This window comes from Cytobacillus sp. FSL W8-0315, from assembly GCF_038002905.1.
Lineage (GTDB): Bacteria > Bacillota > Bacilli > Bacillales > Cytobacillaceae > Cytobacillus > Cytobacillus pseudoceanisediminis.
Genome location: NZ_JBBOOC010000001.1, coordinates 4,058,746 through 4,075,196, shown reverse-complemented (window position 1 = coordinate 4,075,196; position 16,451 = coordinate 4,058,746). Strand labels below are relative to the sequence as shown.

13 protein-coding genes are annotated in these 16,451 nt (G+C 42.7%); all 13 read left to right on the top strand.

Annotation, left to right across the window (positions count from 1 at the left end; genetic code table 11):
* The first annotated feature begins 268 nt into the window (after positions 1 to 268).
* Positions 269 to 4,579 carry a PolC-type DNA polymerase III gene (locus tag MKY20_RS20930; RefSeq protein ID WP_019381779.1) on the top strand — a complete coding sequence of 1,437 codons (4,311 nt, stop codon included), beginning with the start codon at positions 269 to 271 and terminating at the stop codon, positions 4,577 to 4,579.
* A gap of 412 nt (positions 4,580 to 4,991) precedes the next feature.
* Complete coding sequence (gene rimP / locus MKY20_RS20925; protein WP_009330707.1) at positions 4,992 to 5,459, top strand: ribosome maturation factor RimP; 468 nt, start codon at positions 4,992 to 4,994, stop codon at positions 5,457 to 5,459.
* Positions 5,460 to 5,718: 259 nt separating this feature from the next.
* Complete coding sequence (gene nusA / locus MKY20_RS20920; protein WP_251175174.1) at positions 5,719 to 6,876, top strand: transcription termination factor NusA; 1,158 nt, start codon at positions 5,719 to 5,721, stop codon at positions 6,874 to 6,876.
* 17 nt (positions 6,877 to 6,893) lie between these two features.
* Positions 6,894 to 7,178, top strand: coding sequence for an RNase P modulator RnpM (gene rnpM / locus MKY20_RS20915; RefSeq protein ID WP_009330705.1), 285 nt, complete (start codon positions 6,894 to 6,896; stop codon positions 7,176 to 7,178).
* Entirely contained in the window at positions 7,175 to 7,477 is a 303-nt protein-coding gene (locus MKY20_RS20910) for a YlxQ family RNA-binding protein (RefSeq protein WP_009330704.1), read from the top strand. Before rnpM ends, MKY20_RS20910 begins: the two co-directional genes overlap by 4 nt.
* A 19-nt stretch (positions 7,478 to 7,496) precedes the next feature.
* Positions 7,497 to 9,734 carry a translation initiation factor IF-2 gene (gene infB / locus MKY20_RS20905; protein WP_009330703.1) on the top strand — a complete coding sequence of 746 codons (2,238 nt, stop codon included), beginning with the start codon at positions 7,497 to 7,499 and terminating at the stop codon, positions 9,732 to 9,734.
* On the top strand, positions 9,734 to 10,015 hold the full coding sequence (locus MKY20_RS20900; RefSeq protein ID WP_009330702.1) for a DUF503 domain-containing protein: 282 nt from the start codon (positions 9,734 to 9,736) through the stop codon (positions 10,013 to 10,015). Before infB ends, MKY20_RS20900 begins: the two co-directional genes overlap by 1 nt.
* A 16-nt stretch (positions 10,016 to 10,031) precedes the next feature.
* Entirely contained in the window at positions 10,032 to 10,412 is a 381-nt protein-coding gene (gene rbfA / locus MKY20_RS20895) for a 30S ribosome-binding factor RbfA (RefSeq protein ID WP_009330701.1), read from the top strand.
* Between the two features lie 63 nt (positions 10,413 to 10,475).
* Complete coding sequence (gene truB / locus MKY20_RS20890) at positions 10,476 to 11,393, top strand: tRNA pseudouridine(55) synthase TruB (protein ID WP_009330700.1); 918 nt, start codon at positions 10,476 to 10,478, stop codon at positions 11,391 to 11,393.
* Between the two features lie 65 nt (positions 11,394 to 11,458).
* Positions 11,459 to 12,409 (top strand): bifunctional riboflavin kinase/FAD synthetase, encoded by a 951-nt coding sequence (ribF, locus tag MKY20_RS20885; RefSeq protein WP_019381782.1) that lies wholly within the window; start codon positions 11,459 to 11,461, stop codon positions 12,407 to 12,409.
* A 122-nt stretch (positions 12,410 to 12,531) separates the two neighbouring features.
* Complete coding sequence (rpsO, locus tag MKY20_RS20880; RefSeq protein ID WP_009330698.1) at positions 12,532 to 12,801, top strand: 30S ribosomal protein S15; 270 nt, start codon at positions 12,532 to 12,534, stop codon at positions 12,799 to 12,801.
* A gap of 317 nt (positions 12,802 to 13,118) precedes the next feature.
* Positions 13,119 to 15,239, top strand: a complete 2,121-nt coding sequence (pnp, locus tag MKY20_RS20875; RefSeq protein ID WP_009330697.1) for a polyribonucleotide nucleotidyltransferase — start codon at positions 13,119 to 13,121, stop codon at positions 15,237 to 15,239.
* Between the two features lie 180 nt (positions 15,240 to 15,419).
* The gene (locus MKY20_RS20870; RefSeq protein WP_251175175.1) at positions 15,420 to 16,436 is read left to right on the top strand and encodes a polysaccharide deacetylase family protein; all 1,017 of its coding nucleotides are present in this window, start codon (positions 15,420 to 15,422) and stop codon (positions 16,434 to 16,436) included.
* Positions 16,437 to 16,451 lie beyond the last annotated feature (15 nt).

Genomic DNA, 16,451 nt, shown 5'->3' with positions numbered 1-16,451 from the left:
TGCTGAGTTGATTGGAGTGGAGGGTACTTGATCCTCGAAAATGCTTTCGCATTTTCTTCGTGCGGTGCTAAGTCAGGATGATTATTCAAAGTCCTGCGGCAGGAGAGGGAGTGGGAGACCCCACAGGCGGAGCCGAGGAGCCCTGTTCCTCCCCGCGGGAAACAAGTGCCACGTGATGAAATCAACGGGCAGAATATTGAATTAAAACAAGGATTATAACAAAAGTGTAAAACATAGAAACCAAGTTTATTAGATGGGAGAGAGAAAGATGAGCGAACCTTCTAGATTTCAGCTCTTGCTCCAGCAGATGCAGCTAACTGAAGATGCCTTTGTGCAGCACTTTCATGATGCCCAGATCGAAAGGGTCATAGTCGAAAGACAGTCACGGAAATGGCATTTTTATTTTGCTTTTCCAAAGATTGTGCCTTGCAGTGTATATAGCCGCTTCACAGATCAGCTGGAAAAGACATTTTCCCATATTGCAGAAATTTCCTACAGCATATCTGTGAAAAATCAGGATTTTACTGAACAGCTTGTTCTTGAATACTGGCACAACTGCATCAAAGAAATGGATGGCATGGCGCCCCCGCTCATAAAGCTTCTGAATGAACAGGTTCCTTCTGTTCAGGGCAACAAACTTATCATTAAGGTCCGAAATGAATTGGAAGGATTGTCTATCAAGAAAAAGTATGCCGGCACTATTTCAGATGTTTTTCAAGTTTTTGGCTTTCCGGCCTTAACAGTTGATACAGAAGTATCTTCTGAAGGATCCAATGAAGAATATGAAAAATTCATGGAGGCCAAACGCAAAGAAGATCAGGAGCGCGGTCTCCAGGCAGCAATCGAGATGCAGAAGAAAGAAGCAGAAGCTGAATCAGCAGATCCTTCAGCACCTCAGGGGCCGCTTACAATCGGTCTTACCATTAAGGATGATGCAGATTACCGCAAATTGATTGATATAGTTGATGAAGAGCGCAGAGTAGCCGTTGAAGGCTATGTGTTTGCTGCTGAAACGAGAGAACTCCGCAGCGGCCGGACACTCTTAACTTTCAAAATTACTGATTATACCAGCTCCATTCTTGTAAAAATGTTCTCGCGGGACAAAGAGGATGCTGCTTTATTTCAGCATGTGCAAAAAGGTATGTGGCTAAAGGTCCGAGGCAGCATACAAAACGATACATTTGTACGTGACCTGGTAATGATCGGGAACGATATCAATGAAATTAAACCTATTCAAAGACAGGATACATCACCTGCTGAAGAAAAAAGGGTTGAACTTCATCTTCATACACCGATGAGCCAAATGGATGCAGTTTCATCTGTCAGTGCACTTGTTTCACAGGCGAAAAAGTGGGGACACAAAGCTATTGCCATTACTGATCATGCTGTTGCTCAATCATTCCCTGAAGCCTATGGTGCCGGGAAAAAGAATGATATAAAGATCTTATACGGAATTGAAGCGAACCTTGTGGATGATGGTGTGCCGATTGCCTATAATGATGCGCATCGCAAGCTTACTGAAGATACGTATGTTGTATTTGACGTTGAGACAACAGGCTTATCAGCTGTATATGATACGATCATTGAGCTTGCCGCGGTTAAGATTCATGATGGTGAAATCATTGATCGGTTTGAATCCTTTGCAAACCCTCATCACCCTTTGTCGGCAACAACGATCAATCTGACTGGAATCACCGATGATCTGGTGGAGAATGCACCGGAAGTGGAAGAGGTACTGAAGAAGTTCCATGAATGGGCAGGAGATGCTGTTTTAGTAGCTCATAATGCATCCTTCGACATGGGCTTCCTAAATGTAGGCTATAAAAAAATGGGCATAGGCAAAGCGTCTAATCCTGTAATAGATACTCTTGAACTTGCACGCTTTCTATATCCGGACATGAAAAATCATCGTCTGAACACGCTTGCCAAAAAGTTCGACGTTGAACTCACCCAGCATCACCGTGCTATATATGACGCGGAAGCCACAGGTTATCTGCTTCTTAAGATGCTTAAGCATGCAGATGAAAAAGGGATCGAATATCATGATCAATTCAATGATAATATGGGTCAGGGAAATGCCTATCAGCGTGCAAGACCAGCGCACTGCACCCTGCTTGCTCAGACAGAAGAAGGCTTGAAAAATATCTTTAAACTCGTATCCATCTCGCATCTTGAATATTTTTACAGAGTGCCCCGCATTCCGAGGTCAGTCCTGCAAAAACATCGTGCAGGAATTCTGGTTGGATCGGGATGTGACAAAGGCGAAGTTTTTGAAGGCATGATGCAGAAATCTCCAGATGAAGTGGAAGATACAGCGCAATTCTACGATTATCTTGAAGTGCACCCGAAAGCTGTCTATGCACACCTTTTGGAGCTTGAACTTGTAAGAGATGAAAAAGCGCTGGAAGAGATTATCGGCAATATTGTAAAGCTGGGAGAAAAGCTTGATCTGCCGGTTGTCGCGACAGGCAATGTACACTACTTGAATCCAAATGATAAAATCTATCGGAAAATCCTTGTTAATTCACAGGGAGGAGCAAATCCTTTGAATCGCCATCAGCTCCCGGATGTTCACTTCAGGACTACTAATGAAATGCTTGATGCTTTTTCATTCCTTGGCAAAGACAAAGCGAAGGAAATTGTGGTAGAGAATACGAACAGAATAGCGGATATGATTGAAGAAATTAAGCCGATTAAAGATGATTTGTATACACCAAAAATTGAAGGCGCAGATGAAGAAATGCGCAGCATGAGTTACGGAATGGCTAGGAAAATCTATGGTGATCCGCTACCTGAGATCGTTGAAGCCCGCCTTGAAAAAGAACTTAAGAGTATTATCGGGCATGGGTTCGCGGTTATCTATCTGATCTCACATAAGCTTGTAAAAAGATCACTGGATGATGGCTATCTTGTTGGTTCCCGTGGATCAGTCGGCTCCTCTTTTGTTGCGACGATGACCGAAATAACTGAAGTAAATCCGCTGCCTCCCCATTACGTTTGCCCGGAATGCAAGACATCCGAGTTTTTCAATGACGGGTCAGTTGGCTCCGGTTTTGACCTGCCTGATAAAGACTGCCCGAACTGTGGAGCAAAATATAAAAAAGATGGACATGATATCCCGTTCGAAACGTTCCTTGGTTTCAAGGGAGATAAGGTTCCCGATATTGACTTGAACTTTTCGGGGGAATACCAGCCGAGGGCACATAACTATACAAAGGTGCTATTCGGGGAGGAATATGTATACCGTGCAGGAACAATCGGTACTGTGGCAGACAAAACAGCTTATGGTTATGTCAAAGCATACCAGCAGGATAATAATCTTCAAATCAGGGGTGCCGAAATTGACAGGCTTGCTTCCGGCTGCACAGGAGTAAAGCGGACAACTGGACAGCACCCTGGCGGTATTATTGTTGTGCCGGATTACATGGATATTTATGATTTTTCGCCTATTCAGTTCCCTGCTGACGACCGGACATCTGAATGGAAAACGACTCATTTTGACTTCCATTCAATTCACGATAATCTATTAAAACTCGATATACTGGGGCACGACGACCCAACCGTCATAAGGATGCTTCAGGATCTTAGCGGTATTGATCCAAAAACGATTCCGACAGATGATCCTGAAGTAATGAAAATTTTTAGCGGGCCGGAATCACTTGGTGTGACAGAAGAGCAAATCATGTGTAAAACTGGAACACTAGGCATACCGGAATTTGGTACACGATTTGTCCGCCAGATGCTTGAAGATACAAAGCCGACCACTTTCTCAGAACTTGTCCAGATTTCGGGTCTTTCTCATGGTACAGATGTTTGGCTCGGGAATGCCCAGGAATTGATCCATAATAATATTTGTAACTTAAGTGAAGTAATCGGGTGCCGCGATGATATTATGGTTTATTTAATCTATCAGGGGCTTGAGCCTGCTTTTGCTTTTAAAATTATGGAATCGGTTCGTAAGGGTAAAGGCCTGAGCGATGAAATGGAAGCTGAAATGAGAAAGAATGAAGTGCCGGAATGGTATATTGATTCCTGTAAAAAGATTAAATACATGTTCCCTAAAGCCCATGCGGCAGCCTACGTATTAATGGCAGTCCGGATTGCATATTTTAAAGTGCACCATCCGCTTCTTTACTATGCAGCATACTTCACTGTTCGTGCAGAGGACTTTGACGTTGATGCCATGGTTAAAGGATCCCAGGCGATACGTTCCCGCATCGAAGAAATCAATGCAAAGGGACTTGATGCTTCTACGAAAGAAAAAAATCTATTAACTGTAATGGAGCTGGCTTTGGAAATGAACGAAAGGGGCTTTAACTTCCAAAAGGTGGACTTATACCGCTCTAGCGCAAATGAGTTTATCATTGATGGAAATTCTTTGATACCGCCGTTTAATTCCATTCCAGGATTGGGTACAAACGCAGCATTCAATATTGTTAAAGCAAGGGAAGAAGGAGAATTCCTATCCAAAGAAGATTTGCAGCAGCGCGGAAAAGTGTCCAAGACGATTATCGAGTATCTGGATAATCACGGCTGCCTTGAATCTCTTCCTGAACAAAATCAGCTTTCACTATTCTAAAAAAGAGGGCAGGCAAATGGTCCGCCCCCTTCTGCTGACAGCTATTCCATTTGCATAAAAAAATTGGTTATGGTATAGTTTTATTGGAAATACTAAGAATAACTCTCGCAAAAGGAAGAGTGGGGCAACCCACTCTTTCGTGTTGTGTACGGTTTTTTCCTGAAGATTGTTTTCGTAAGTTTTGTTGCTTTTTGTATATTATTTGCTGAGTTGATTGTAGCGGAAGGTGCGAAGACTTATGCGGGAGAGGCTCACCGCCCGCCACGCGGTTCGCTGAGCAGCCTGGAGCGAAAATCAAAGGACAATATAGATAGATGAAAAACAACAATATATCCGAAAAAGTCTTCCTGTATATCAAAATAAAACTTTTGTAAAACAAGAGCTAAGAATCCAGTAAAAAGGAGGGAAATGAATGAGCAAAGTGACTGAAACGGTGGAACAACTGGTCACCCCTATTGTGGATGAACTTAATTTAGAATTAGTCGACATTGAATATGTAAAAGAAGGGAAAGACTGGTTCCTTCGCGTATTTATTGATAAAGAAACTGGTGTTGATATCGAGGAATGCGGAACGGTCAGTGAAAGGCTTAGTGAAAAGCTTGATGCTGAAGATCCGATTCCTTACAACTATTTCTTGGAAGTTTCATCGCCGGGAGCTGAACGCCCTCTAAAGAAAGACAGTGATTTTGTTAAGGCAGTCGGCAAGAATGTTTTCATAAAAACATACGAGCCGATTGATGGAGAAAAGACGTTCGAAGGTGTATTAACCCAATTTGACGGGGAGACCGTTACGGTTGAAGTGACAATCAAAACAAGGAAGAAAAGGATCGAAATTCCTTATGAGAAGGTAGCGAATGCCCGTTTAGCCGTTGTTTTCTAATGACGGCTGATTGCGGGCTTGCTTATTAAGAAAAGCGGAAGCGTCTTGCCCACGAAGGAACGCAGACTAAGAGCGCCGTGTCCTGTGGCAACGTCTGCATGACCCTCATCCTGGGGCCTCACCTCGAGGGGGGAGGCAGCTTGAGCTAGACAGTTATTGACGTTCAAAAACCAATACTTACTTGTCTTATTAATTAAAGCAAATTGCTACTTTAGAGTTGATCATTTTTATAAGAGAAATAAAGGGGGATATAAATCTCATGAGCAGTGAACTTTTGGATGCTCTGACATTGCTTGAGAAAGAAAAAGGCATTTCTCGCGATGTGATTATCGAAGCAATTGAAGCTGCATTGGTGTCAGCCTACCGCAGAAACTTTAACCAGGCACAGAATGTGCGCATTGATTTAAACCTAGGAAACGGAACGATGAGAGTCTTTGCACGCAAAGAGGTAGTGGATGAAGTATTTGATCCGCGTCTTGAAATTTCAGTTGAAGATGCTCAAAAGATCAACCCGAACTACCAGGTGGAAGATGTCGTCGAAATGGAAGTAACTCCTAAGGACTTTGGGCGCATTGCTGCCCAAACGGCCAAACAGGTTGTTACACAGCGTGTCCGTGAAGCGGAGAGAGGCATCATTTATTCTGAATTTATCGACCGTGAAGAAGATATCATGACGGGAATTGTTCAGCGTACAGATCCTAAGTTCATCTATGTGAGCCTTGGAAAGATTGAAGCAATCCTTCCGGCGAACGAACAAATGCCAAATGAGCGTTATCAGCCCCATGACCGCATTAAAGTCTTTATTACAAAAGTAGAAAAGACAACAAAAGGACCACAAATCTTTGTTAGCAGAACGCATCCTGGTCTGCTGAAGAGATTATTTGAAATTGAAGTTCCAGAAATTTATGATGGAACTGTTGAAATCAAATCTGTTGCGCGTGAAGCAGGGGACCGTTCTAAGATCTCCGTACATTCAGACAATGAAGAAGTAGATCCGGTAGGTTCATGTGTAGGCCCTAAGGGAACACGTGTACAGGCGGTAGTAAATGAGCTTAAGGGCGAAAAAATTGATATTGTAAAGTGGTCTTCAGATCCGGTAGTTTTCGTTGCAAATGCACTTAGTCCTTCAAAGGTGCTTGACGTAATCGTAAATGAAGTTGACAAAGCAACAACAGTTGTAGTCCCGGATTATCAGCTATCCCTGGCAATCGGAAAGCGCGGCCAGAATGCAAGACTTGCAGCCAAGCTTACAGGCTGGAAAATTGATATCAAATCAGAAACAGATGCCCGTGAAGCCGGAATTTATCCGCGGGATGAAACACTGTTGAACTTTGATAATGATGGTTACGAAAACGAAGACTACGAAAATGATGCAGACTTCGATTTTCAGGATAATCTTTTAGAGGGAAAAGAATAGGGAAGAGGTGAATGATCGTGAACAATCGTAAAAAAGTTCCTTTGCGAAAATGTGTCGCTACCGGTGAAATGAGGCCGAAAAAAGAACTCGTTCGCATCGTTCGCTCCAAAGAAGGGGAAGTATCTGTAGACCCGACCGGAAAAAAATCAGGGCGCGGGGCTTATCTTTCCAAAGAAAAGGAAGCAGTTTTATTAGCAAAGAAAAAGAATATCTTAGCCAATCATTTAGAAGTTTCCATAGATGATGCTATCTATGAAGAACTCTTGGAGTTAATAGAGAAGGAGAAACGGCAATCCAAATGAACTCAAATCAATGGATGTCATTGCTTGGCTTAGCCAATCGGGCACGGAAAATTACTTCGGGAGAAGAGCTTGCTGTTAAAGAGATCAGAAATGGCAAAGCAAAGCTTGTTTTGCTGTCTGCAGATGCATCCGCAAATACGGCAAAAAAAGTTACAGATAAATGTAAATCATTCGGGGTTCCTTATAAGCTGATTCAAAACCGGGAAATGCTTGGTAAGGCTATAGGGAAGGAAGCCCGCGTTGTTGTGGCAGTGTTAGATGCCGGATTTGCAAAAAAGCTGTTAACGTTGCTCGATTAATACTAGCGGGGGTGAAAGTATGAGTAAAATGCGCGTATATGAATATGCGAAAAAACATAACATTTCAAGCAAGGATGTTATTACAAAATTAAAAGACATGAATATTGAGGTTTCCAATCATATGACTACGATTGAGCCGGCTGCAGTCCAGAAACTTGACGGCATCTTTATCAAGAATGACAGCCAGTCTCAAAAACAGAGCAAACCTCAAAACCAGCAAAAACCGCAAGGGAATCAAAAACCAGCTTCAAATAATAGTGCTGCCAGTTCAACAGCTGTTAAAGGCAAGCCCCAGAATAAACCAGGTGAAAACAGAAACCAGGGGCAGGGCAGCCAGTCCAGCAATAACCGGGGCAATAACAACAACAATAGAAACAATAATAACAACAATAGAAGCAACAATAACAACAACCGAAACAATAACCGAAACAACAATAAGAATAAAAACAACAAAGGCAAACAGCAGCAGACTTTTGTGGCCCCAGCTCCTAAAAAAGTGAAGGAGCTTCCTTCAAAAATTACTTTCAGCGAATCACTGACTGTAGCGGAACTGGCAAAGAAGCTTCACCGCGAACCTTCTGAAATCATTAAAAAGTTATTCATGCTGGGTGTTATGGCAACCATTAACCAGGATCTTGACAAAGATGCCATTGAGCTGATTGCAGGTGAATATGGTGTAGAAGTAGAAGAAGAGGTGCTGGTTGATACAACCGATCTTGAAGTATACTTCACAGAAGATGAAAATGCCGAACTAGTGGAACGTCCATCTGTTGTAACCATCATGGGACACGTTGACCATGGTAAAACAACATTGCTAGACTCCATCCGCAACACGAAAGTAACAGCGGGAGAAGCTGGCGGGATCACACAGCATATCGGAGCTTATCAAGTTGAAGAGAACGGCAAAAAGATAACCTTCCTTGATACTCCTGGACACGCAGCGTTTACGACTATGCGTGCCCGCGGTGCGAAAATTACCGATATTACAATTCTCGTTGTTGCAGCAGATGATGGTGTTATGCCGCAAACGGTTGAAGCAATCAACCATGCAAAAGCAGCAGAAGTGCCAATCATTGTGGCTGTTAACAAAATGGATAAGGAAGCAGCAAATCCTGACCGTGTCATGCAGGAACTGACTGAACATAACCTAGTTCCTGAGGCATGGGGCGGAGACACAATTTTTGTTCCAATCTCTGCTATAAAAGGCGATGGAATTGATGAACTGCTTGAAATGATTCTTCTTGTAGGTGAAGTGGAAGAATACAAGGCTAATCCTGACCGCAATGCCGTTGGTACAGTTATCGAAGCACAGCTTGACAAAGGACGCGGTTCAGTTGCGACTCTGCTTGTGCAAAACGGTACATTGAAAGTAGGAGATCCAATCGTTGTCGGCAACACATTTGGACGTGTCCGTGCAATGGTTAATGATCTTGGCCGCCGGGTGAAAACTGCCGGACCTTCAACACCTGTTGAAATTACAGGTCTTAACGATGTTCCTCAAGCTGGTGACCGCTTTGCTGTACTTGATGATGAAAAGACAGCCCGCCAGATTGGTGAAGCTCGTGCCCAGCAGGCATTACAGGCCCAAAGAAACGAAAAAACACGCGTAAGTCTTGATAACTTGTTTGAACATATGAAACAAGGGGAAATGAAAGACTTAAACATCGTTGTTAAAGCGGATGTTCAAGGTTCAGCGGAAGCATTAACTGCTGCGCTTCATAAAATAGATGTAGAGGGTGTTAATGTTCGTATCCTTCATACAGGTGTCGGTGCCATTAATGAGTCTGACATCACTTTAGCTGCAGCTTTCAATGCTATTGTCATCGGATTTAATGTACGTCCTGACAATAATGCAAAACGTGCAGCAGAAGCTGAAGATGTGGATATCCGTCTGCACCGCATCATCTACAAAGTAATTGAGGAAATTGAACTGGCGATGCAGGGTATGCTTGACCCTGAGTTCGAAGAAAAAATCATCGGCCAGGCCGAAGTACGCCAGACATTCAAAGTTTCAAAAATCGGTACCATTGCAGGTTCGTATGTCACAGACGGAAAAATCACTCGTGACAGCGGTGTCCGCTTAATCCGCGATGGAGTTGTTATTTTTGAAGGGGAAGTTGATGCTCTTAAGCGATTCAAAGATGACGCTAAAGAAGTAGCTCAAGGCTATGAATGCGGTATTACCATCAAAAACTTCAATGACGTTAAAGAAGGCGACGTTATCGAAGCATATATTATGGAAGAAGTGGAACGTTAATGATAATTGGGCTTGCAGCCTGTGAATGTATCATTTATGACACACATTCTTTGAAAGAGAAACGGGCTGTTTTGCAGCGGATTCTCACCCGGCTGAAGCAAAGATACAATGTATCTGTATCTGAGGTGGACTATCAGGACCTATGGCAGCGGACAAAAATTGCCATTGTGGCCGTTTCGTCCACCCAGGTTTCAACGGAACACGAGCTGCAAAATGCGCTTAAGATGATTGATTCGTTCCCGGAAATAGAACGGACAATTACAGATTTAGAGTGGCTTTAAGAAGAGGTGATATAGAATGAGCCTTAGAGCAAATCGAGTTGGAGAACAAATGAAAAAAGAACTGGGCGAAATCATCGGCAGGAAAATAAAGGACCCGCGGGTTGGATTTGTAACAGTCACCGATGTTCAAGTTACTGGGGATCTCCAGCAGGCAACCGTATTTATCTCAGTTCTGGGTGATGAGGAACAAAGGGAAAATACGCTTCGGGGTCTGGCTAAAGCAAAAGGCTTTATCCGATCTGAAATTGGCCAGCGAATCCGGCTGAGAAAAACGCCGGAAATTCTTTTCGAATTTGATGAATCAATCGACTACGGAAACCGTATAGAATCATTGCTCCATCAAATTCAGGACGAAGGCCGTTCCAAAGATGAGGATCGCTCCAATGAAGAAGAATAATGGAATGGATAGACATTTTGTCTATCCATTTTTTTCTAATTACAAGACAAGGTGGTACATGATATGGAAGGAATTTTGCCGCTTTTTAAACCTAAAGGAATGACATCCCATGATTGTGTCTTTAAGCTTCGGAAGATTTTGCGGATGAAAAAAATCGGCCACACTGGCACACTCGATCCAGACGTAACTGGTGTACTCCCAATCTGCCTTGGGAGGGCAACAAAGGTGGCTGAATACATAACAGATGCTGGAAAGTCATATGAGGGAGAAGTCACAATAGGCTTTTCTACGACAACAGAAGATGCATCAGGAGAAGTCGTGGAGAGAAAAGATGTTACAGCACCTATTGCCAGAAATCAAATAATGGATGCACTTCAAAGTCTGACCGGGGAAATTACTCAGACACCTCCTATGTTTTCAGCAGTAAAAGTGAATGGGAAACGCCTCTATGAATATGCAAGACAGGGAATAGAAGTAGAACGACCGTCCAGGAAAGTTACTATTTACTCTATCGAACTGCTCGATGGCAGAAAAATGTTTGAGGGTGAGAATATTACCTTCCGTTTCCGTGTAGCCTGCAGCAAAGGAACATATATACGTACTCTTGCTGTCATGATTGGAAGTGAACTTGGATACCCTGCTCATATGTCTGAGCTGGTCAGAATCCAGTCTGCCTCATTGACACTTGATGATTGCCTGACTTTTGAAGAAATAGAAGAAAGAGTGGAGAAGGGGACAATGGACGAGGTTCTTCGTCCTATGGAAGCCGCGCTTTCTCATTTGCCGAAATTTCAAATAAGTGATAAAGTAGCAGAGAAAGTAAAAAATGGGGCTGTATTAACTATCCCTGATCATTTGCATAACACTAAAGGGCCAATTGCAGTGGAAACAGAGGCAGGCCTCGTGCTGGCTATCTATGAGCATCATCCGCGCAAACCTGGGATGATGAAGCCAGTAAAGGTGTTAAGAAATGATCAATAAGCACTCGTTAAAAAGCTGTGCATTTTTATAGGTCCAGGCTCTGTAGAAAAAGGTGAATCAATAATATGGAAGTTATTCATATAAATCATCCCCATCGAATGGATAGAACCGTATTGCCTGAAATGGCAATAGCACTTGGATATTTTGATGGTGTTCATCTGGGTCACCAGAAAGTCATCCGTGAAGCAAAATCAATAGCGGAACAAAAAGGATTAAAAAGTGCTGTTATGACATTTGACCCGCATCCATCGGTTGTTTTGGGGAAAAGCGTTCAGCATGTGGAGTATATTACGCCTCTTGAGGATAAAATTGCTATCATGGCTGATTTGGGCATAGATTATTTGTTTATCATCAATTTTACAAGGGAGTTTGCAAATCTCCTGCCGCAGGAGTTTGTTGATCAATACCTGATTGGTCTTAATGCAAAGCATGTTGTAGCAGGCTTTGATTATTCCTATGGGAGAATGGGGCGCGGTACAATGGAAACACTATTGTTCCATTCAAGGGATCAATTTGATTATTCGGTCGTTGCAAAGCTTGCAAAAGAAGACGAAAAAATCAGCTCTACGCTTATAAGGAAATACATCCGGGAAGGGAAAACAGCTGAGCTTCCCGACCTTTTAGGAAGATATTATAAAACATCAGGTACCGTTATCCATGGCGATAAGAGGGGCCGTACAATCGGCTTTCCTACTGCGAACGTGGATGTTTCGGATGACTGTATCATCCCACCGCCAGGTGTATATGCTGTGAGATTCTTAGTAGATGGCAGCTGGTATGAAGGGGTATGCAATGTTGGCTACAAACCTACCTTTAATAAGGAAAAGGGGGACAGGCCATCGGTTGAAGTCCATATTTTTGATTTCTCTTCAGATATTTATAGCAGGAAAGTTACGGTTGAATGGCATAAACATCTTAGAAACGAAAGGAAATTTGCTGGCGTTCAGGAATTAATCGCCCAAATTGCGAAGGATAAACAGCAGACTGAGCAATATTTTGAGAAAAACAGGGTTTAGCCTTGCTTTTTGTCATAAAAAGTTGTATTCTAAGTAACGTACCAAATGAACCTTTGCTTGGCAAGTCGAGTCACCGACGCTTGCTCAGTAACAGGGGATTGAAAATTTAGGAGGTGAACCGGATGGCAATCACTAAAGAACGTAAAAATGAGCTAATCAATGAGTTCAAAACTCATGAAAGCGACACTGGATCTCCAGAAGTTCAAATCGCTGTCCTTACTGAAGAAATCAACAATTTGAACGACCATTTACGTACTCACAAGAAAGACCACCATTCACGTCGCGGTCTTTTGAAAATGGTTGGTAAGCGCCGTAACCTATTAACTTACCTTCGCAACAAAGACGTTGCTCGTTACCGTGAGTTAATTAATAAGCTTGGCTTACGTCGATAATCAACAGAAGCGGGATTTTTTCCCGCTTTTTTATTAGCTTTAAAAACTTGAATTTTGTTCCTAATCATGTACATACATAAGTTATTCTTATTTTAGCAAACGGAAAAATTGTGCATACTATAAGATGCCTAATTTTATTATGATTAAAGAGCATTTCATGCTTTTATATAAAACTGGACTGCTGGCAATGCAGAGGATATCAGTCTATGCTGATGTCATGGCAGGATTATCTGCAGCTAATGCAGGATAAATAACAATTGAACGGACCAGGCAGAATAGACGCCTGTCCTTAAGTGAAAGCAGAGAGGGGTACAAATATGGGACAAGATAAACATGTCTACAGCCTTGAGTGGGCTGGGCGCAAATTGACCGTTGAGATTGGCCAGCTTGCAAAACAGGCTAACGGTGCGGTTTTAGTGCGCTATGGCGATACTGTAGTATTAAGTACTGCTACAGCATCAAAAGAACCGAAAAATCTGGATTTCTTTCCGCTGACAGTTAACTATGAAGAACGTTTATATGCTGTTGGTAAGATTCCCGGCGGGTTTATTAAGAGAGAGGGACGTCCAAGTGAAAAAGCGATTTTGGCCAGCCGCTTGATTGACAGGCCAATCCGTCCATTATTCGCTGACGGTTTCAGAAATGATGTACAGGTTGTAAGCATGGTGATGAGTGTGGATCAAAACTGCTCATCTGAAATGGCTGCAATGTTTGGGTCATCATTAGCTCTTTCTGTGTCGGATATTCCCTTCGGCGGACCGATTGCAGGAGTCAGCGTAGGGCGCATCGATGGAGAATTCATCATTAATCCATCTGTGGATCAGGCTGAAAAGAGCGATATCAGCCTGGTTGTAGCCGGTACAAAGGATGCAATTAACATGGTAGAAGCAGGTGCAGATGAAGTGCCTGAAGAAACAATGCTTGAGGCGATTATGTTTGGCCATGAGGAAATCAAACGCCTTATTGCTTTCCAGGAAGAAATTGCGTCTGAAATCGGCAAAGAGAAAATGGAAATTGTTCTATACCAGGTTGATCAGGACCTTGAGGCTGAAGTACGCGGCATCTGTGAGAAAGATATGATTCAAGCTATCCAGGTGCAGGAGAAGCATGCCCGAGAAGCTGCCATTAAAGCCGTTAAAGAACAAATTACAGCTAAATATGAAGGTGAAGAAGCAGACGATGACAAGCTGAAGCAAATCAGGCAGATTCTTGATAAAATTGTTAAAGCTGAAGTGAGGCGTCTAATCACAGAAGATAAAGTTCGCCCGGATGGACGCGGATTGGATGTTATCCGCCCGCTATCATCAGAGGTAGGCCTTCTGCCGCGCACACATGGTTCCGGTTTGTTTACACGCGGACAAACTCAGGCTCTGAGCATTTGTACATTAGGAGCTCTTGGAGATGTACAGATTCTTGATGGTCTGGGCATTGAAGAAGAAAAGAGATTCATGCACCACTACAATTTCCCTAACTTCAGTGTAGGTGAAACTGGGCCAATTAGAGGGCCAGGACGCCGCGAAATCGGACATGGAGCTCTTGGAGAACGCGCTCTTGAGCCGATCATTCCATCTGAAAAGGATTTCCCTTATACAATCCGTCTAGTATCAGAGGTATTAGAGTCCAATGGTTCAACATCACAGGCAAGTATTTGTGCAAGTACATTGGCAATGATGGATGCAGGTGTGCCTATTAAAGCGCCAGTTGCCGGTATAGCAATGGGTCTTATTAAATCAGGCGAGCATTATTCAATCCTGACAGACATTCAGGGTATGGAAGACCACCTGGGTGACATGGACTTCAAAGTGGCGGGTACATCCAAGGGTGTTACTGCCCTGCAAATGGATATTAAAATTGAAGGTTTGTCTCGTGAGATTCTTGAGGAAGCATTGCAGCAGGCGAAAAAAGGCCGCATGCAGATTCTTGATTCCATGCTGAGCACTATTGGGCAGCCAAGAAAAGAGCTGTCTGAATATGCTCCTAAGATTCTGATGATGTCAATTAACCCTGATAAAATCCGTGATGTCATTGGGCCAAGCGGAAAGCAGATCAATAAGATCATTGAAGAAACAGGCGTTAAGATTGATATCGAACAAGATGGCACAGTATTCATCTCATCTGTAGATGAAGAGATGAATCAAAAAGCGAAGAAGATTATTGAAGATATCGTACGTGAAGTGGAAGTTGGACAAATGTATCTTGGCAAGGTGAAACGAATTGAAAAATTCGGTGCATTTGTTGAAATCTTCTCCGGTAAAGATGGTTTGGTTCACATTTCTGAACTTGCTGAAGAGCGTGTAGGAAAAGTGGAAGATGTTGTATCCATCGGTGACGAACTTCTCGTAAAAGTTACTGAAATCGATAAGCAAGGCCGCGTAAACCTTTCCCGCAAAGCCGTATTGCGTGAACAGCGTGAGCAAAAGGAAAAAGCACAGCAATAATACTAACCTCTATTTAGAAGAGAAGCATTTTGCTGGGCTGAATTTCCTAGAAGCCAGGGGAAACCCTGGCTTTTTACATATACGAATATCCATGGGGGCGTTTGCCCTATACCTTTGTAATTTGCTTCCGTTCTACCTTGTCCCTTTGAATCATACTATGAATTGAAGGAGGCATGAAGAATGAGAAAGTTTATCCATATCGCCATCATGTTTGTTATGGCACTTGCTTTTATCAATAATCCTTTTACTGATCAGTATGTATCTGGCCTCAAACAGGAGACGGGAGCCGTACCTGTTTCCAAGTCTAAGGATTTACTTTATGAAGAGATTACAGCAAAAAAAGATGAATACAGCATTCCTGCACAGGATGCAAAAATAGACCGTGTATGGAAAGCCATTCCAGGGCTTAACGGAATTGAAGTAGATGTTGAGGCATCTTATAAAAAGATGAAATCAGAGAAGAGGTTCAATGAAGATAAGCTTGTATTTAAACAAATTGAACCGAAGGTGAAGCTAAAGGACCTCCCTCCGTCACCTGTATATAAAGGCCATCCCGATAAACCGATGGTCAGTTTCATTATCAATGTGGCATGGGGAAATGAATATTTGTCCGGTATGCTGGCAACTTTAAAGGAACATAATGTGTCAGCAAGTTTCTTTCTTGAAGGAAGATGGGTAAAGAATAATCCGGAACTTGCCAGAATGATTATGGATGCAGGACATGAAGTGGGCAACCACTCGTACACTCATCCGGATATGAAGGTGATCTCTTCTGCTAAAACAAGGGAAGAAATCCAAAAGACAAATGATGTGATTGAAGCCACGATGGATGAAAAACTGAGTAAGCCCATTACATGGTTTGCTCCTCCAAGTGGCAGCTATAGAGATGAAACAGTGAAGATTGCTGCTGAGAAGAACCTCGGCACTGTTATGTGGACTGTTGATACAGTGGATTGGAAAAAGCCATCCCCGGATGTGCTGATAAATAGGGTGTTATCAAAGGTTCATAATGGAGCACTGATTCTGATGCACCCTACTGACTCCACCGAAAAAGCACTCGATAGACTTATTACGGGGCTTAAGCAAAAGAACCTTCAGATTGGAACTGTATCCGAATTGTTAAGCGAGAAGAGAATCCAGAATCGGGAAAATAATAATCAGGATTTTGGAAAAAATAACAATAATAATATAAACTAATGGACGTATGTCTTT